Annotated in this window: 17 protein-coding genes; 8 read left to right on the top strand and 9 right to left on the bottom strand. The window is 71.9% G+C overall.

Annotation, left to right across the window (positions count from 1 at the left end):
* Positions 1–456: 456 nt before the first annotated feature.
* Both HAV39_RS19665 and HAV39_RS19660 read right to left on the bottom strand, forming a co-directional pair.
* Positions 457–954: a GbsR/MarR family transcriptional regulator gene (locus HAV39_RS19665; protein ID WP_191840653.1), complete on the bottom strand. Its 498-nt coding sequence runs from the start codon at positions 952–954 to the stop codon at positions 457–459.
* Positions 955–1,071: 117 nt separating this feature from the next.
* Positions 1,072–1,509 (bottom strand): hypothetical protein, encoded by a 438-nt coding sequence (locus HAV39_RS19660; protein ID WP_120316614.1) that lies wholly within the window; start codon positions 1,507–1,509, stop codon positions 1,072–1,074.
* Positions 1,510–1,669: 160 nt separating this feature from the next.
* Between HAV39_RS19660 and HAV39_RS19655 the strand changes: the two genes are divergently transcribed.
* On the top strand, positions 1,670–2,593 hold the full coding sequence (locus tag HAV39_RS19655; RefSeq protein WP_191840652.1) for a DUF1835 domain-containing protein: 924 nt from the start codon (positions 1,670–1,672) through the stop codon (positions 2,591–2,593).
* A 16-nt stretch (positions 2,594–2,609) separates the two neighbouring features.
* Here HAV39_RS19655 and HAV39_RS19650 read toward each other — a convergent pair whose 3' ends face one another.
* A complete protein-coding gene (locus tag HAV39_RS19650; RefSeq protein ID WP_191840651.1) occupies positions 2,610–3,167 on the bottom strand; it encodes a DM13 domain-containing protein in 558 nt (185 codons plus the stop codon).
* A 113-nt stretch (positions 3,168–3,280) separates the two neighbouring features.
* On the opposite strand from HAV39_RS19650, the gene HAV39_RS19645 reads away from it, so the two are divergent.
* The 6 genes from HAV39_RS19645 to HAV39_RS19620 all read left to right on the top strand — a co-directional run bounded on the left by HAV39_RS19645 (position 3,281) and on the right by HAV39_RS19620 (position 7,714).
* Positions 3,281–3,985, top strand: a complete 705-nt coding sequence (locus tag HAV39_RS19645) for a response regulator transcription factor (RefSeq protein ID WP_191840650.1) — start codon at positions 3,281–3,283, stop codon at positions 3,983–3,985.
* A complete protein-coding gene (locus HAV39_RS19640; protein WP_191840649.1) occupies positions 3,978–4,988 on the top strand; it encodes a sensor histidine kinase in 1,011 nt (336 codons plus the stop codon). The genes HAV39_RS19645 and HAV39_RS19640 overlap by 8 nt, the downstream gene beginning before the upstream one ends.
* 155 nt (positions 4,989–5,143) lie before the next feature.
* The gene (locus HAV39_RS19635) at positions 5,144–6,175 is read left to right on the top strand and encodes a lactonase family protein (RefSeq protein ID WP_191840648.1); all 1,032 of its coding nucleotides are present in this window, start codon (positions 5,144–5,146) and stop codon (positions 6,173–6,175) included.
* A gap of 115 nt (positions 6,176–6,290) precedes the next feature.
* Complete coding sequence (locus tag HAV39_RS19630; protein ID WP_191840647.1) at positions 6,291–6,584, top strand: GlsB/YeaQ/YmgE family stress response membrane protein; 294 nt, start codon at positions 6,291–6,293, stop codon at positions 6,582–6,584.
* 109 nt (positions 6,585–6,693) lie between these two features.
* On the top strand, positions 6,694–7,191 hold the full coding sequence (locus HAV39_RS19625) for a hypothetical protein (protein ID WP_120316621.1): 498 nt from the start codon (positions 6,694–6,696) through the stop codon (positions 7,189–7,191).
* Between the two features lie 133 nt (positions 7,192–7,324).
* Positions 7,325–7,714 carry a PaaI family thioesterase gene (locus HAV39_RS19620; protein ID WP_239120527.1) on the top strand — a complete coding sequence of 130 codons (390 nt, stop codon included), beginning with the start codon at positions 7,325–7,327 and terminating at the stop codon, positions 7,712–7,714.
* A 180-nt stretch (positions 7,715–7,894) separates the two neighbouring features.
* Here the strand turns inward: HAV39_RS19620 and HAV39_RS19615 are convergent, their stop codons facing one another.
* A complete protein-coding gene (locus HAV39_RS19615) occupies positions 7,895–9,361 on the bottom strand; it encodes a pyridoxal phosphate-dependent decarboxylase family protein (protein ID WP_191840646.1) in 1,467 nt (488 codons plus the stop codon).
* On the bottom strand, positions 9,358–10,761 hold the full coding sequence (locus HAV39_RS19610) for an MFS transporter (protein ID WP_191840645.1): 1,404 nt from the start codon (positions 10,759–10,761) through the stop codon (positions 9,358–9,360). Before HAV39_RS19610 ends, HAV39_RS19615 begins: the two co-directional genes overlap by 4 nt.
* Positions 10,762–10,902: 141 nt before the next feature.
* Between HAV39_RS19610 and HAV39_RS19605 the strand changes: the two genes are divergently transcribed.
* Entirely contained in the window at positions 10,903–11,523 is a 621-nt protein-coding gene (locus tag HAV39_RS19605) for a GTP cyclohydrolase II (RefSeq protein WP_191840644.1), read from the top strand.
* 117 nt (positions 11,524–11,640) lie between these two features.
* Here HAV39_RS19605 and HAV39_RS19600 read toward each other — a convergent pair whose 3' ends face one another.
* The 4 genes from HAV39_RS19600 to HAV39_RS19585 all read right to left on the bottom strand — a co-directional run bounded on the left by HAV39_RS19600 (position 11,641) and on the right by HAV39_RS19585 (position 18,078).
* Positions 11,641–13,623: a cellulase family glycosylhydrolase gene (locus tag HAV39_RS19600; protein ID WP_191840643.1), complete on the bottom strand. Its 1,983-nt coding sequence runs from the start codon at positions 13,621–13,623 to the stop codon at positions 11,641–11,643.
* 194 nt (positions 13,624–13,817) lie between these two features.
* Entirely contained in the window at positions 13,818–16,238 is a 2,421-nt protein-coding gene (locus tag HAV39_RS19595; protein WP_239120519.1) for a glycoside hydrolase family 2 protein, read from the bottom strand.
* 23 nt (positions 16,239–16,261) lie between these two features.
* Entirely contained in the window at positions 16,262–17,119 is an 858-nt protein-coding gene (locus HAV39_RS19590) for a carbohydrate ABC transporter permease (RefSeq protein WP_191840735.1), read from the bottom strand.
* Positions 17,120–17,202: 83 nt separating this feature from the next.
* Positions 17,203–18,078: a carbohydrate ABC transporter permease gene (locus HAV39_RS19585; protein WP_191840641.1), complete on the bottom strand. Its 876-nt coding sequence runs from the start codon at positions 18,076–18,078 to the stop codon at positions 17,203–17,205.
* Positions 18,079–18,146: the final 68 nt, after the last annotated feature.

Raw genomic sequence — 18,146 nt, 5'->3', positions numbered from 1 at the left:
GCGCAGTGGGCCGGCAGGGTGTCGGGGCAGGTCAAGGCTTGTCTGATCACGACTCTGGGGCGGCGGGGCGGTCGGACGCGCGCTGGATCGTCTCGAACCGACCGGCCCGCCGGAACGTCCGCGCCGGGAACGGGGCGGTCAGCGGGCGTCGCCACGCGACAGCTCAGGCCGCGTCGCAACGGCCGGATGGATCCTGTCGCGAGGGTCCGTCCGGCCCCCCGGAAGGCGCCCGGCCGGGCGGGTGAACGGACCCGATTCATGCCGGGCGCGGCGAAAAGTTCGCCGCTTCCCGGCGAAACCCCCTCCACGGGCGGGCCCGCCCCATGATCATCGGTCTTGCCTGGCACCCGTGCGTATCTTGTCCGCGCTTTCGCCCACGTGCCTGGCAAGTCGAACGATCACGGAGCGGAGCGGAGCGCCGCCGGGGCGGCGGGGCGGCGGCGGCCGGGGCGGGCGTCAGGAGCGGGGTGGGCGCTGCTCCTGCCAGCGTTGCAGTGCGGTGCCGACCTGCTCCTCCACGAAGCGGAAGAAGTCGCGCATGTCGGTCATGCGCTCGCCGGCCAGCGTCCGGGCGCCGCCCGCGGCGTCGATGACGACCTCGGCCTCGTCGGAGAACTGGCCGTAGAAGCCGCGCTTGGCGGTGGTCACGCCGTACCAGGGCTGGTCGGGCAGGCGGTAGCGGTCGCGGCGGGAACCGGGCGCGGGCTCGCGGACGAGGAAGCCCATCTGCATCAGGTAGCGGACCGCGCCGGAGATCGCGGCGGCGCTCACGCCCAGCCGCTCCGCCAGGTCACCGGCGGTGAGCGAGGTCTCCTCGGCGCTCATCATGGTCATCAGCACCCGGGACGGCATTCGAGGGAAGCCCATGTCGGCCAGCATCATGGCCATGTGCTCCACGGACCGGCGCACGCCGTCCTCATCACGCGGTGTCACCGCGTCAACCTTGTCGCTCATCAAGGACGATCATAACAAGCTTATGAGTATTCACAATTTTGTGAACGCCGTGCACGTGCACCGTTCCGGCCGCACGTCGCGGTGCCCGCCTCGGCCGCGGGCACCGCGAAGCGTGCGCTAGGAGCCGGCGCCCTTGGCGGTGCCGGTCAGCGCCCCGACGACCCAGCCGACGAACAGCCCGTAGGCCGAACCGGCGGCGGCGCTCTGCAGCGCCCCGACGAAGGTGGGGTTGCTGATGATGAAGGAGGTGATGAAGGCCGCCAGGGCCGATCCGAAGATCAGAGCCGACCAGCCGAGCAGGAAGCCGCCGGCGCCACCGGTGACCGCCTTGCTGACCACGCCGAGGATGAGGGCCACGAAGAGGATCAGCAGGAGCGCGCGCAGGTCGTCGGCGAGCAGCCGGCGCATCGCGCCGCTGGATCCGTCGACGGGACCGAAGGCCCACCGGGGCCAGGTCAGCACACGCAGGAACCAGCCCCACGCATTGTCGGAGCTGGTGTGCCTCGACACCCACTCCACGAAGGGCTGGTTACCGAACAGAAGGACGAGCGCCACGGTTGCGATGATCCCGGCACCTGTCACCGTACGAGTCCGCGCCATGACGAAATGATAGTTTCCCAAGCGCGCATATGTCGATGGGTCATACCGCCGGTAACACCTGTCCGCTCAGCCCGTCGACCGGTCGCCGGGGGCTGTCGCACCTAGACTGACGCCCATGCGCACCGCCCACGTACGCTGCGGCGACGACCTCCGGGAGACCCTCGGGCCGGCCGGTTTCCGCGGAGACTTCGTGCCCTTCACGGACCCGGTGTGCCAGGGCCCGGTCCCCCGCACGGCTGACCCCGCCGAGTTCGACGCCGTGCGCGCGGACTGGCTCGCGCGGGCGTACGACCTCGACGTCGCGCACGTCCGCGAACGCCTGTCGCGGGAGCGCGCCGCACTCGGCACCCTCGACACCTACGACCGCGTGCTGCTGTGGTTCGAGCACGACTGGTTCGACCAGGCGATCCTGATCCGGTTGCTGGCCCTGCTGGCGCACCGGCCCGCGCTGCACGAGCGGCTGCGGCTGCTCTCGATCGACGCGTTCGACGGCGAGGACCCGTTCATCGGGTTGGGGCAGCTGTCCGCGCCGCAGCTGGCGACGCTCGCCGGCCGGGAGCGGCCGGTCAGCCCGGACCAGTTCGGCGCGGCCGAGCGGGCCTGGGCCGCGCTGTCCGCGCCGGACCCGGTCGCGCTGTCCGGGATCGGCGGCGACGCATTGCCCTTCCTGCCCCGGGCGGTGCGCCGGCACCTGGCGGAGCTGCCGTGGACCACCGACGGGCTGTCCCTGTCGGAACGGCTGTGCCTGCGCGCGGTCAGCGCCGGGCCGCTGCCGTTCCCCGCCGTCTTCCAGGCGCACCAGGAGGGCGATCCGCTGCCGTATCTCGGGGACACCATGCTGTTGCCGGTGCTGCGGCGGCTGCACGACGCCGAGCGCCCGGCGCTGGCGCTGCGCGACGGCGGTTACCAGCTCACCGCGTACGGCCAGCGGATCCTGCACGGCGACGCGACCTGGCAGACCTTCCCCCGCTGGGTCGGCGGGGTGCTGCTGCCCGGCTGGCGCTGGGACCCCGACATGGCCCGCCCCGTCCCCTCCTGAACCGCGGGCAGCCCGGTCACGCCGCCAGCGGCGCGGCGGCGAAGGAGACCTTGAAGCGGGCGCACCAGATGGTCACGCTGCGCAGGTCGGTCGGGTCCGCGTTCGCGGGCACGGCGTACACCTGGGTGCCGTGGGTGCCCTTGAGGCGGCCCAGCTCGACATGCCTGCCGTCGTCGAAGACGTGCCAGCCGTCGCGGCCGGGCAGCACCGGCTGATCGGTCAGCCAGACCCGCAGGTCCGGGCCGTCCGATGTGGCCAGGTCGCGCAGGATCACCTGGTAGGCGCCGCCGGGCAGCCGCACCAGCTGCGCCGTTCCGGAGGTGTCGTGCTCGTGGGTGACCAGCTTTCCCTCGGCGACCAGCACGGCGACGGCCGACGGCGAGGGCGCGCCCGCGGCCGGCGAGGAGGCCGGCGACGGCGTCGCGCTCGTGGTCACCACCACCGGGGCGGCGTCGTTGACGGTCTTCGAGGTGAGCAGCTTCCAGGGCTGGAACCAGTACAGGCCGAACGCCAGGCCCACGGCCGCCACCGCGGCCACCGCCCACAGGGCGGGCTTGCGGAACAACCTCGTCATGCCCTGACGCTAAGGCCCGTGGCGGCCCGGTGGGAGCCCACGTTCGCGGATCGTAAGGATCCGATACGGCGGCACTCCGGCCGCCGCCGATGATCACGACGTACGCTCGCGACATGGCCACCAGCGTGCTCGTCGTCGACGACGACCCGACCGTCAGCGACGTGGTACGCCGCTACCTGGAGCACGCCGGGCACCGGGTGGTGCTGGCCGCCGACGGGCAGGCGGCGCTCGACGCGTACGCCCGGGAACGGCCGGATCTGATCATCCTGGACCTGATGCTGCCCGGCGTCGACGGGCTGGAGGTGGCCCGGCGGCTGCGCGCCGAGCCCGGCCCCGGCGTGCCGATCATCATGCTGACCGCGCTCGGCGAGGAGGTCGACCGCATCGTCGGCCTGCAGGTCGGCGCGGACGACTACGTGACCAAACCGTTCTCCCCGCGCGAGCTGGTGCTGCGCGCCCAGTCCGTGCTGCGCCGCACCGGCCCGCAGACCGTGCCGGCCGCCGTGCTGGCCGACGGCGGCCTCGTCGTCGACCCGGTGCGCCGCACCGCCCACCTCGGCGGCCGCGAGCTGGCGCTGACCGTGCGCGAGTTCGACCTGCTGGCGTACCTGATGGCGCATCCGAACGAGGCGCTGCGCCGGGCGCAGCTGCTGGAGTCCGTGTGGGGCTGGACCTTCGGCGACCAGTCCACGGTCACCGTCCACGTGCGACGGCTGCGCGAGAAGATCGAGCCCGACCCCGCCATGCCGCAGCGCATCCACACCGTCTGGGGCGTGGGCTACCGGTACGAACCCGTGCGGGCGGCCGACGGTGCGTGACGTGCTGCTGATCCTGCTCGCCGCACTGGCCGGCGCGGCCGTCGTCTGGCTGCCCGCGGCGCTGCTGCTGCGCCTGCTGCACCGCCGCTCGCTCACCCTGAACGTGTGCGTGCTGCTGGTGGCCACGGTGCTGGCGCTGCTGGCCGGGGTGCTGGCGGTCGCCGAGGGCATGTTCATCTCCCCGCACGACCTGCACGTGCTGCTCGTCGTGGTGCCGCTGTCGGGACTGGTCAGCCTGCTGATCGGCGGCTGGGTGGCGTGGCGGCTGGCCCGCTCGGCGATGTGGGCCGCCGACGCCCGCGAGCGCGAGCGGCAGGTCGAGGCGAGCCGCCGCGACCTGGTCGCCTGGGTGTCGCACGACCTGCGCACCCCGCTGGCCGGCATCCGGGCCATGGCCGAGGCGCTGGAGGACGGAGTGGTCAGCGAGCCCGCCGCCGTGGCCGAGTACCACCGCCGCATCCGCACCGGCACCGACCGGATGGCCGCGCTGGTCGACGACCTGTTCGAGCTGTCCCGGATCAACGCCGGGGCGCTGGCGCTGTCCCCCGTCGACGTGCCGCTGGGCGAGGTGGTCTCCGACGCCGTCGCCGCGGCCGCGCCGGTGGCCGCCACGCGGGGCGTGCGCCTGGTCGCCGACGGCGACTGGCCGGTGGTGCGGGCGGGTGAGCGCGAGCTGTCCCGGATCGTGGCGAACCTGCTGCTCAACGCGGTGCGCTACACCCCGGCCGACGGCACGGTCACGGTCACCGGCGGACGGGACGCCGAAGGCGGCTGGCTGGCCGTCGCCGACACCTGCGGCGGCATCGCCGAGTCGGACCTGCCGCACGTCTTCGACGTCGCGTTCCGCGGCGCCAAGGCGCGCACCCCGGACGCCGACGGCGGGGGCGGGCTGGGGCTGGCCATCGTCGCGGGGCTGGTCGAGGCGCACGGCGGCCGGGTCGGCGTGGCCAACACCGCCGCCGGTTGCCGGTTCGAGGTGCACCTGCCGGCCGCACCCGCCTGACGACGGCAGCCCATCGGCGGCGGGCCCTGTTCGGGTCCGCGAGCCCGGTTCGCGCAGGTCGACACGCCGGCGGTCCCCTGCCGCCGGGCGGGAGCGCCCGACCACGGCAGGACCGACCCGGCCGTTGCCGCGTGCCGCGCACTAAGCTGCCTGCCATGCCTTCGGTTCCCGCTGACCTGGTCCACATCGGCTCCTACACGGCGAAGGCCGGCCCCGAGCTGGCGATCACCGCCTGGCGGCAGGACCCGCAGACCGGTCGGCTGGCACCGGCTCACCCACCCGTCACTGCGGTCGACCCGTCGTGGCTCGCCTGGCACCCCGACGGCACCCACCTCTACGCGGCCTCCGAATCCGCCGCGCAGGTGCTGTCGTACGCCGTGACCGGCGACGGGCTCCGGCTGCTCGGCGCGCAGCCCAGTGGCGGCGCCGACCCCTGCCATCTCGCCGTCGACCCCGGGGGCCGGTTCGTGGTGGCGGCCAACTACAGCGGCGGCTCGGTCAGCGTGTTCGCGATCGGCGACGACGGGGCGCTGCTGCCGTACCACGAGCTGGTGGCGCACGAGGGCAGCGGCCCGGACGCCGAGCGCCAGGAGTCCCCGCACGCGCACATGGCGCTGCTCGCCCCGGACGGGCTGCTGTACGTCACCGACCTGGGCACCGACGAGGTGCGTAGCTACGCCGTCGGGCCCGACGGCCTGGAGCACGTGGCGACCTCCCCGCTGATCCCCGGGATGGGCCCGCGCCACCTGGCGTTCCACCCGTCCGGCGCGGTGTTCGTCGCCGGGGAGCTGGACTCGACCGTGGTCGTCTGCGAGGCGGCCGACGGCCGGCTGCGGCCGGTGTCGTCGGTCGCGGCGACCGTCGGCGAGCCGGGCGAGCGCAACTATCCGAGCCACCTGGAGTGCTCCCCCGACGGGCGGTTCCTCTACCTCGCCAACCGGGGCGCGGACTGCCTCACCGTGTTCGCGGTGGAGGGCGGCACGCTGCGCCCGGTCGCGGACGTGCCGACCGGCCGCTGGCCGCGGCACTTCGCGCTGATCGGCGACTTCCTCTATGTGGCCGATCAGGACGGTGACACGGTGAGCGTGTTCCGCCGGGATCCGGTCACCGGACTGCCCGAGCCCACCGGCGAGACCGTCGCCGTGCCGAACCCGTCCTGCGTCGTGGCCGCGCCGAGCGGCGTCTGAGCGCGCAGCATCCTCCTGCCCGGCCGGATGCCGACGAATATCCCCAAACACCTCCATACCCTCCCGGGACCGGCCGATACTGGCCACGTAGCAGTCATGATCACGGGAGGCGTACATGATCGGGGCGATCCTCTGGGGCATCATCGGCGGCGCGATCGTCGGCTACCTGGGCCGGCTGCTGCTGCCGGGCCGGCAGAACATCTCCGCGCTGATGACGGTGATCGCCGGCATCCTGGCCGCGACGCTCGGCGGCATCATCGCCACCTGGCTCGGCGTCGGCGAGACCCGAGGCATCGACTGGATCAGGCACATCATCCAGCTGGCCCTGGCCATGTTCTTCGTATGGCTGGCCGCCCGCATGTCGGCCAGACGCCACCCGCAGGCGGTCCAGCCGCGGCAGGCCCCGTGATCCCTTGAGAGCCGGGCGCACGTCCGCTGTGCGCCCGGGTACGAGGGATTAATCAGTACACACTGGACACGGATGTTTACTGACCGTGGCGCTCGGCAATCGGGGCGCCATGGTACTGACCGCATCGCGATACCGCACCGCGACCGGTGCGGGCGTCATCGCCGCACTCATCCTCGTGCTGGTGTTCGGCAGCCCCGTCTACGTCGACTGGGCCAACGACAACGCCGACACCAACACCGCCGGCGGCTGGTTCCTCAAGCTGCTGACGTGGCCTGCCTGGAGCTTCGACGCGGACAGCTCGGTGCAGGACGTGCTCGCCGCCGACCTCAAGGCGATCCTGCTCGTCATCTTCACGGCCGTGTTCCTGGCCCTGTCGACCAATGCTCAGCTGGGACGTGCCCGCGGCACGTTCAGCCAGCTGATGGCCGGCTGGTCCGGGTACATCTTCGCCGGTGCGGTGGCGGGCCTGCTCACCGCCTTCATCCGCTCGGACGCCTCGCTGCTGGGCGCCTTCCAGGCGGCCGGTTCCGGCGCGATCTACGGCCTGTTCGTGGGCTGGATCGTCGGGATCGCCACGCTGGGCCACTCCCGCGGCTCCACCCCCTGATCCGCGACTGTGCCGCCCGGCCTGTTTCTGGGGAATCCGCCCCTCCGCTCCCCCGGAGGCCGCGGGTTCCCCGGAACCGTCTCCGGGCCCCTGCCCGCCGGGTTGACCGGCGGGTAACGTGCGGCGGGTGGAGATGACTTACGACACGACCATGCAGGGCGCGCTGGCCGAGCGCATGGGCATCAAGCTGCTGGAGGCGACCCCGGAACGGCTCGTCGCGACGATGCCGGTGGAGGGCAACACCCAGCCCTTCGGGCTCCTGCACGGCGGCGCGTCCTGCGTGCTCGCGGAGACCCTCGGCTCGATCGGGGCCACGCTGCACGGCTCGACCATCGGGCGGCCGTACGCGGTGGGCGTCGACATCAGCGCCACCCACCACCGAGCCGCCCGCGCCGGCCTGGTCACCGGCGTGGCGACCCCGCTGCACCGCGGCGGCAGCATCGTCACCTACGAAATCGTCATCACCGACGAGGACGACCAGCGCATCTGCACCGCCCGCCTCACCTGCCTCCTCCGCAAGTAAGGAAGGGCACCTTCCCAACCGTATTCGTAGAGGAAGGGCACCTTCTTAACCTCGCACCGGGCTTGGCCCGGCACGGCAGCGCCGTGCCGGCGTCCCGGGCATGTCCGCCCCGGTCAGCGGGGCGGACGGTTAAGAAGGTGCCCTTCCTCTACCTATGGCGATAAGAAGGTGCACTTCCTTTCACCAGGAGGGGCGTTGGAGCAGGCTGACGAACTCGACCAGGAGGCGTTCGCGCAGGCGGGGCGGGGCCGCCGCGAGGACGGCGTTGACGACGGCCATGCGCGGGGCCGCGCCGGGTTCGCCGCCGGTGAGGCCGAAGGTGTCGGCCAGGCCGGCGACCATCTCGGCGGTGAGCTGGTCCGGCGGCAGGTGGGCGGCCATCGCCAGGAGTTCGGCGGGCAGCTCGACCGGGCCGTGGGCGCGGGCGGCGGCGGCCGACTCGGCCAGCGCCGGGCCGAACTGCGGCACCTGCGGCAGCACCGACGCGGTCACGGTCAGGTGGATGCTGGCCGGGATGCCCTGGTACGGCAGCTGCGGCTGGGTGTGCCAGCCCCGCGCGGCCAGCTCGTCGGCCAGCACGAACAGGTCCAGCCCCGGGTCGTCCGAGGTCAGACACACGACCGTGAAGTCGGCCGGGGCGAGCAGCCGCAGCCCGTCCACCTCGGACACCGCCTTGGCCAGCCCGGCGACGGCGTCGCGGGTCTGCCGGGCCAGCTCCAGGTAACCCTCGTCGCCGACGTGGCGCAGCGTGGCGAACGCCGCCGCGATGGGGCCGCCGGACCTCGTCGACGAGATCACCGGGTTGACCATGGTGTAGCCCGGCCAGTCCGCGAAGGCGAAGTACTGCGGGCGGCGCAGGCCCGCGTCGCGGTGCAGCAGCACCGACACACCCTTGGGGGTGTACGCGTACTTGTGCAGGTCGACCGACATGCTCGTCACGCCCGGCAGGCCGAAGTCGAACGCGGGCACCGCGACCCCGACCCGGCGCAGGAACGGCAGCGCCCAGCCGCCGAAGCAGGCGTCCACGTGGCAGCGCACGCCCCGCTCGGCGGCGATCGCCGCGATCTGCTCGACCGGATCGACGACCCCCTGCGCGTACGACGGCGCGGAGCACGCCACCAGCACCGTGTCCGCGGTGATCGCGGCGGCGACCGCGGCCGGGTCCGGCGTGAACGTCTCCGGGTCGACCGGCACCAGGTCCAGCGCCACGCCGAGGTAGTGCGCGGCCTTGGCGAACGCCGCGTGCGCGGTCGACGGGGCGACCAGGCGCGGCGCGGTGATCTCCGGGTGCGCGTCGCGGGCCGTCTTCACGGCCAGGATCAGCGACTCGGTGCCGCCGCTGGTGACCGAGCCGACCACGTCCGGCGCGTCCGTGCCGGGGCCTGCCCCGAGCACCCGGGCCGCGGCGGCGACCAGCGCGTTCTCCGTCGCCAGCAGGGACGGGAACGCGGTCGGGTCCAGGCCGTTCACGTGGGCGGACAGGGCGTACGCGGACATCGCCAGCTCGTCGAGCCCGGCCCTGGCCGGGTCGTACACGTAGGCGAACAGCCGCCCGCCGTGGGTGGGCAGGTCGGCGGCGCGCATCCCGCGCAGCTCGGCGAGCACCTGGTCGGCGGGGACGCCCTGGGGCGGGAGTGCGTCGATCATCGGGTCACACTATCTTCTGCGGCGCTGCCGTTCTCGACCTGCACGGATGCCAGGCGCTCCGGGGTCAGGTCGTAGCGGCGCAGCAGCAGCGTCACCGGGCCGACCAGCAGCGCGGGCACGAGGCTGAAGCCGAGCAGCACGCCGAGCTTCGCCCCGTCGGACTGGGCCGCCGCGCCGCTCGCCGAGGAGGCGTAACCGGACAGCTGGAGGACCAGCGCGTACAGGCCGGGGCCGAGCGCGAGGCCGAACGTCTCCCCCGCCGTCCACAGGCCGGTGAACACGCCCGCCTGGCGGCGGCCGGTGCGCGCCGCGTCGTACGCCACGCAGTCGGGCAGCATCGCCATCGCGAACACCTGCTGGCCCGCGTAACCGACCCCGATCAGACCCGTGATGACGTACGCCACCACCGGCGGCACCGAACCCGCCACGACCAGCGCCAGCGCGCCACCGGACAGCAGCACCGAGGCCAGCACCAGCGCCTTCGTCTTGCCGACCCGCGCGCCGACCCGGCTCCACAGCGGCATCACCAGCAGCGCCGGGCCGACGAAGCAGGCGAACAGCAGCGTCGGGCCGTCCTCGGGACGCTGGAGCACGTGGTCGGCGACGTACTTGACCCCGGCCAGCATCGTCGCGACGCCGATCGACTGCACCACGAACACGGTCAGCAGCACGGTGAACGGCCTGTTCCGGCGTACGACGGCGAGTTGCGCGCGCAGCGTCGGCTCGCTCTCGGTGACCCGGCCGACGGGCGCGCGCCGGGTGCCGAAGAACGAACCGAGCGCGCCGACCACGATCAGCGCGGCGACGAACACGCCCATCCAGCGGTGTCCGGGCACGCCCCCGCCCCCGGCCTGCACCACGATCGGGGCGACCGCGCCGGAGACCAGGATCGCCACCGCGAGCACGGCGACCCGCCACGTCATCAGGCGGGTGCGCTCGCTGTAGTCGTCGGTCATCTCGGCGGGCATCGCCACGTACGGCACCTGGAAGAAGGCGTACGCCGTGGCGGTGAGCAGGAACGCGACCGCGACGTAGAGCGCCGCCCCCGAGCCCGCCCCGAACGGCCCGGCGAACATCAACGCGAACAGCACCGCCACGGCGAGCCCGCCGAACAGCAGGTACGGCCGCCGGGCGCCCCAGCGGGACACCGTGCGGTCGGAGATGCGGCCCGCGACCGGGTTGATCAGCACGTCCCAGGCCTTCGGCACCAGCACCAGCAGGCCGGCCAGGCCCGCGGCGACGCCGAGGTTGTCGGTCAGGTACGGCAGCAGCAGCAGGCCGGGCACGGTGCCGAAGGCTCCGGTGGCCAGCGAGCCCAGCGCGTACCCGGCACGTACCGCGCCGGTGAGCGGTTGGTCGGGGGCGGTGACCTCGGCGGATGTGGGGGGCGACACGGTCATGGCTGCGGATGCTACGCGGCGTGTGGCGCAGCGCACAGAGGGAGGTGAGGGAATTTCACACAGTTCTTGAGCCTTCAACAATCAAGTAGCAACGTGCGCGTCACCTGGACGGAGCACGTGCCGACGACGAGATGGTGAGCCATGACCGAGCAGCTGGGTGTACGCACGAGGGTGACCGTTCCGCTGCGCTTCCCCGACGGGTACGCCACCACCGCCGAGGTCTTCACCTTCACCGGCCTGTCCGACGGCCTGGAGCACCTCGCGCTCGGCCTCGGGGACTTCGCCAACGCCACCACGCCGCTGGTGCGAGCCCACTCGGAATGCATGACCGGCGACGTGTTCGGGTCGGCACGATGCGACTGCGGCCCGCAGCTGAGAGAGGCCGTCCAACGCATCACCGAGCGCGGCGGCTACCTGCTCTACCTGCGCCAGGAGGGCCGGGGCATCGGCCTCTACGCCAAGCTCGACGCGTACGCCCTGCAGGATTCGGGCCTTGACACCTACGCCGCGAACCGCGCGCTCGGGTTCGGCGACGACGAGCGGGACTACACCGCCGCCGCGCAGATGCTGACCGCGCTCGGCGTGCCCAGCATCGACCTGCTCACCAACAACCCCGACAAGCCCAGCCAGCTGCGCGACCACGGCGTCGAGGTGGCACAGGTGGTCCCCACCGGAGTGCACGCCAAGCCGGAAAACCTCCGCTACCTCCGCGCCAAGGTCACCCACACCGGCCACACCCTCACGCTTCCCGTAGCCGCCTGACCGCTGCTCCACCCGCCACCGGCGGCACTCGCGCGGCAGCCATCCCCGGTCAGGCCCGGTCGACGGTTTGGAAGGGCACCTTCTACAACGCATAGCGATGTGAAGGTGCCCTTCCTTTCACTCGGCGCGGAGGTTGTCGAGGTCGAAGGAGCCGGGGCTGATCCAGAGGTAGACGGCGTGGACCTCGCTCAGGGAGGCCGGGTCGCAGGACAGGCCGGTGTTCAGGTCCACTTCGACGCCGGCCAGGGCCGTGTCCTGGTTGACCCAGTTGAACGGCCCCTGGCACCAGGTCCAGGACGGCCCGGTCTGCAGGACGATGCTGGTCGAGGTGCCGACGGGGCCGGTACGCAGGTCGTACTTGACGTAGGACTTGCCTGACAGGTCGACGGGCGCGGGGAAGCTGACGCCGAACCAGCCGCCGTCGGCGGCGTCGGCGTGCAGGCCGGACGTGCCGTCGGTGGCGAACGTCGTCTGCCCGCTGAGGGTGCCCGCGTTGGTCTGCCAGTTGCCGGGGGCCCAGCCCTCGACGCCGGTCTCCCAGGAGGCGAGCGGGATGGCGGCGGTCGGGTCGGGCAGCACGGTCACGGTCACGGTGGCCACGTTGGACAGCCGGGCGGCCGTGTCGCGGATCGTGTAGCCCACCGCCGCCTTGCCGGTGAAGCCCTCATTCGGGGTGAACGTGAGCTGCCCGGAGGCGGCCAGGGCGAACGCACCGCCGGGCACGGTCGCGCTGGTCTGCCGTCCGTCCGCCGCCGGATCCAGGTCGATCCTGTCGACCCGGACGTGCGTCTGGTACGCGATGTCGTTGGCCGCCGGACTGAGCGTGGCCGTCGTGCCGAACGGCACCACGACGTCGTCGTGGTCGGCGACGGGCGGGAAGGTGCGCCGCCCGCTGCTGATGATCGTCCCGGCGTTGGTGATGGTCTGGCAGACCGTGCCGGGGCATGCCACGGTGAAGCCGTCGTAGTCGGGGTACATGGTGCCGTCGTCCTGGATGCCGTTGAGCATCCAGTAGAGGAAGCCGTCGCCCCCGTCGCTCGCGGCGGCGTCGGTCCACTGCTGATAGACCGGGTTGCGGGTGGCCTTGTCGCGCCAGCCGAACTCGCCGAGCATCGACGGTTTGGCGACCTTCTTGGCGTCGCGGTTGTGCCGCCTGATCCAGTCGGCGCCCCACTGGGCGGTCTTGTCGCCCCAGCCGTCCGGGTAGAGGTGGAACGAGACCACGTCCACCGCGGGCAGCCTGCCCAGCGCCACCGAGTCGACGCCCTCGCCGCAGTTGGTGGTCCAGTCCGCCGAGGCCGGGTCGTCGCAGTAGAAGCCCTCGTCACCGACGCCGACCAGGTGCTTGCTGTCGACGCTCTTGACGTGGCGGGTCATCTCGTCGGCCCAGGCGGTGAGCGTGGCCGGGGTGCACGACGCCGACGGCGGGTACAGGCCGGAGCCCTTGCAGCGCGGCTCGTTGCCCAGCTCCCACATCATCACCGCCGGGTCGTCCTTGTACGCCAGGCCGGTCAGCGGGTTCACCCGGTTCAGCAGGTGGCTGATCCAGTCCTTGTACCAGCCCTTGATGACCGGGTCGGTGAAGAAGTCGTCGTGGTTGTCGGCCCCGGCCCAGCGCACGTACTGGTCGATGCCGCCGAAGTCGGACCAGTTGTTGGTGAACGGGATGACCAGCTTGATCCCGGTCTGCCCGGCCTTCCACAGCACGTAGTCCAGCCGCTGCAGGCCGTCCGGCCCGTCGTGGTACGCGGGCCGCGTGCCGTCCCAGTACTGCAGGTAGACGCCGTTCTTCTTGCCCGACACCGATCCGGAGTCGTCCTGGTTGCCGATGTCGAGCCAGCCCCAGCTGCGCAGCACGGTGAGGTCCGCACCCTCGGCGCGGGCGAACACGTCGTCGACCATCGTCGGCGACTGGTAGATCAGGTAGTAGTTGTTCGTCCCGGCGAACCGGAACGGTTTGCCGTTCAGTTTCAGGTCACTGCCGTGGCGGGTCACGAACCCCGCGTCGTGGTGGCCGCCGGCCGCGGCGGCGGTGCCGCTGCCGGTGCCGAGCAGCAGGATCAGCGCCCCGGCGGCGACCGCCAGGATCCGTCTGTTCATGTGCATGCTCCTTTCGCCGCCTGCCCGTGCGGCCCGCCCGGACGCCGTCGGCGGTGCAACTGGACGGCGTCCGGGCAGACCGCGATGGCCGGTCGGCATCCGTGGAAGGAATGGGCCTTGCCGGAATTCCGGAGATCTTGACGGTCTGTGGCACTTGGGGCGACCACAGACCGTCAAGATCTCCGCTGGTGGTGTCAGGCGGTGATGTCGTTGACGCAGCGGAGCACCGGCTGGGCGGCCAGGGCGGCGGCGTCGAGGCGGGCGGTGGAGTGGACGGTGAAGGTGACCGACTCGCCCGGCAGCAGGGTGACCAGGGCCTGATCGACGGTGGCGGCCGGGTCGAGGCGGTCGGGGAACAGGGACAGGTCGCGCAGGATGGTCCCGGCGGTGACGGTGACGTCGTAGCCGCCGGTGGTGGGCTCGACGGTCACGTCGTACCGGGCGGCCGGGTAGTCGATCTCGCGGTCCTCGGCGTGGAACCACCAGGCCTGCTGCTCGCCGGCGACGGCCCGCAGCAACTCGGACCGGGGCTCCTCGGGCAGCGCGACGCCGTCCGGGATCGGCGTCACGACCACCGAGCGCGGCGCGACGTCGACCGTGACGGTGACCGCGGCCAGGGCCTTGCCGCTGAGATCGTGACTGGTCACGGTCGCCTCGGTCTGCCACGGCCGGTCGGTGTCGTTGGACGCGACCAGGGCCAGGCCGCCGTCGCGCGGCTGGATCGTGAGCAGGCGGTCGGCGTACGCGGCGCGCAGCGCGTGCCACAGCGGCTTGCGCCGCCCGTCGCCGTCGATCGCCGCCCAGGACGTCACCGGCCAGCAGTCGTTGAGCTGCCAGACGATGGCGCCCATGCAGACGGGCTGGTGGGACCGGAAGTGCTCGACGGCCAGCTGGATCGCGCGGGCCTGGTTGACCTGCGTGAGGTTGTGCCAGTCGTCGAAGCCGCGCGGCTCGGGCAGGTGCGCGTCCAGCCCGCGCCGCAGTTTGAGGTCGCCGTCGGCGGCCTTCTGGTGGTGGCGCATGCCGGGTGAGTCACTGGCCAGCGGCTCGTCGTGCAGCGCCCGGCGCAGCGTCGCGTACGCCGGCGGGGCCTGGAACCCGAACTCGGCGCAGAACCGGGGGATGTAGTCCCGGTAGTGCGCGTAGTCGATCTGGTTCCACACGTCCCAGATGTGCATGGTGCCGTGCGCCGGGTCGTTCGGGTGGATGTCCGGCGTGCCCGACCAGGGGCTGCCCGGCCAGTACGGGCGGGCCGGGTCCAGCTCGGCCACGATCGACGGCAGCAGCTCGTGGTAGAAGCCCGCACCCCAGCTGCGCCCGTGCAGCTGCTCCGGCCAGCCCCAGTCGGCGAAGCCCCAGATGTTCTCGTTGTTGCCGGTCCAGGTCACCAGGCTGGGATGCGAGGCCAGCCGCACCACGTGCTCACGCGCCTCGGCCGCCACCTCGGCGGCGAACGGCTCCTCCTCCGGGTAGGCCGCGCAGGCGAACAGGAAGTCCTGCCCGACCATCAGGCCCAGCTCGTCGGCCAACTCGTAGAAGTCCTCCGACTCGTACCGGCCGCCGCCCCAGACCCGCAGGTAGTTGATGTTCGCGTCGCACGCCTGGCGGAAGCGCTCGGCCAGCCGCTCGCGGGTGATCCGGGTGACGAAGGCGTCGTCGGGGATCCAGTTGACCCCCTTCACGAACACCGGCACGTCGTTGACCACCACCGTGTACGGCGTGCCGTGCTCGTCGGGGGTCGTGTCGACCCGCACCGTGCGGAAGCCGACGCGCCGCTCCCACCGGTCCAGCTCGCGCCCGCCCTCGGTGGCCAGCACCACGCGCAGCGGGTAGAGCGGCTGCTCGCCGTAGCCCCGCGGCCACCACCGCGCCACGTCCGGCACGCTCAGCCGCAGCGTGGCGCCGATGCTGCCGGCGCCGATCGAGGCCACCCCGACGACGCCGCCGACCTCGACGGTGACGTGCAGCGACTCGGTGGACGCCCGCTCGACGTCGACGTGCACGTCCACCACACCGGTCGTGCCGTCCACGGTGATCTGCGGGCGCACCTGCGCCAGCCGCGCCGTCGACCAGCTGTGCAGGCCGATCGGCTGCCAGATGCCGGCGGTGACCACGGTCGGGCCCCAGTCCCAGCCGAAGTTGCAGGCCATCTTGCGGATCAGGTTGTACGGCTCGTCGTAGGCCCCCGGCCGGGAGCCGACCTGCCGCGCCATGGCCGCCGTGTACTCGTACGGCGAGTCGAAGGTGATGCGCAGGTCGTTGCGGCCGGGGGTGAGCGCCGAGCGCAGGTCGAAGCGGTAGCCGCGGTGCATGTTCGCGGTGCGCCCGACCTCGGTGCCGTTGAGCGAGATCGTCGCGACGGTGTCCAGGCCCGCGCACACGAGGTCGATCCGGTCGTCGACCGGCCCGGACCACTGGAAGCTGGTCTCGTACGTCCACTGGGTGCGCCCGATCCAGCTCAGCTCGGTCTCGTTCGCGTCCAGGAACGGATCGGGAATGAGACCTGCCGCCAGCAGGTCGGTGTGCACGCACCCGGGCACGGCCGCCGGCACCCGGCTGACCGGCACCGGCGTGTTGCGCGCCGACACCTGCCAGCCGTGGTGGAGCTGGACCATGCTTCGGGACCGAGACGCCATCATCACGATTTGACCGCACCCTCCATGATGCCGCGGACGATCTGCCTGCCCCCGACGAACAACAAGATGATCAGTGGCACGGTAGCCACGAACGCGCCGGCGAGCACCCGCCGGTACAGCACATAATTACCGCTGGCCAGGTCGAACAGTGCGACCATCGAGGTCGGGTAGTCCGTGCCGCCCAGCGTGATCAGCGGCCACTGGAAGTCGTTCCAGCTGCCGACGAAGGTGAGCAGGCCCAGCACGGCCAGCGCGGGCCGGATCGCGGGCAGCACGATGCTCCAGTAGATGCGCATGGTCGTCGCGCCGTCGACGCGCCCCGACTCGATCAGTTCGTCGGGCACCGCGCCCAGGATGAACTGCCGCATGTAGAACACGCCGAACGCGCTGACCAGGCCGGGCACGATGACCGCGAGCAGGCTGCCGTTCCAGCCGCCCTCACCGGGCAGGTAGCCCATCAGGATGTAGAGCGCGACGATGCCGAGCTGGTTGGGCACGGTGAGGGTCAGCACGACCATCACCATCAGGATCCGGCTGCCCCGGAAACGCAGCTTGGCGAACGCGAACCCGGCCACCGAGCAGAAGAACAGCACCGACACCGTGATCACGGTGGACACGATGAGGCTGTTCACCAGCGACTCGGCGAAGTACACGTCCTGCAGCGAGAAGACCTCGTCGAGGTTCTTCATGAACTCGCCGCCCGGCAGGAACTTCGGCGGGATCTCGGCCAGCGCCGCGTCGGTGCTCGTCGCGATGACGAACATCCAGTAGATCGGGTAGATCGACAGCAGGAAGGTGAGGCCGAGCAGAAGATACGTCCACTTGCCGGCCGGGGTGTCCTGGGGCGCGCGCCCCGACAAGGACGGCTTGGCCTTGCGGCGCGGCGCGGCCCGGCCGGGGTCTGCGCCGGGCGGCGGCACGACGCGGGTGTCGGTGGTGGTGCTCACCGCTTTCCTCCTCCGAGCCGGTTGGTCACCACGGTGTTGACGACCGCGACGACCACGATGATCAGGAACAGGGCCCAGGACATCGCCGCGGCGTAGCCCAGGTTGAGGTTCTTCCAGCCGACCTTGTAGATGAGCTGGGCGATGGTCTGCCACTCGCCGTTGGAGCCGCCGCTGGCCGAGGCCGGGTTCGAGTCGAGCAGCATCGGCTCGGTGAACAGCTGCAGCCCGCCGATGGTGGACAGCACCACGGTGAAGATCACGACGGGCAGGATCATCGGCACGGTGATCCGCCAGAGCTGCTTCCAGGCGGTCGCGCCGTCCAGCGCGGACGCCTCGTAGATGTCGCGCGGGATGGTCTGCATCGCCGACAGGTAGAGCAGCGCGTTGTAGCCGATCCACTTCCAGTTGACCATCGTGGCGATGGCCACCCAGGACTGCAGCTTGCCCGCGCGCCAGTCGATCGCGTCCACGCCGACGACGGACAGCACCCAGTTGGCCACGCCGGTGTCGCGCCCGAACACCACCAGGAAGACCAGCGTGGACGCGGTCAGCGGGGTGATGTACGGCAGCAGCATGCTGACCCGGAACCAGGTCTGCCCGCGCAGCCTGCGGTTGAGCAGGAACGCCACGCACAGGGCGAGCAGCAGCTGCGGCACCGTGGACAGCAGGAAGATGCCGAAGGTGTTGTAGAGCGCGTTGCCGAAGTCCTCGTCGGTCAGCAGGCGCTCGAAGTTGGCCAGGCCCGCCCACCCGTCCTGGGCCGGATCGTCCAGCCGCCAGGTGCGCAGGGCCACCACGCCATTGAAGATCAACGGGAACAGCCCGAAGATCGCGAAGAGGATGAAGAACGGTGCGATCAGGACGTAAGGCATGTGCTTCACGTCGAATCGGTGCAGCCGGTGCGACAGCCCGCGCACGATTACCTCCGTTTACCGAGGAT

The organism is Catellatospora chokoriensis (assembly GCF_011297315.1).
GTDB lineage: Bacteria > Actinomycetota > Actinomycetes > Mycobacteriales > Micromonosporaceae > Catellatospora > Catellatospora citrea.
This window is presented reverse-complemented; position numbering and strand designations above follow the sequence as displayed.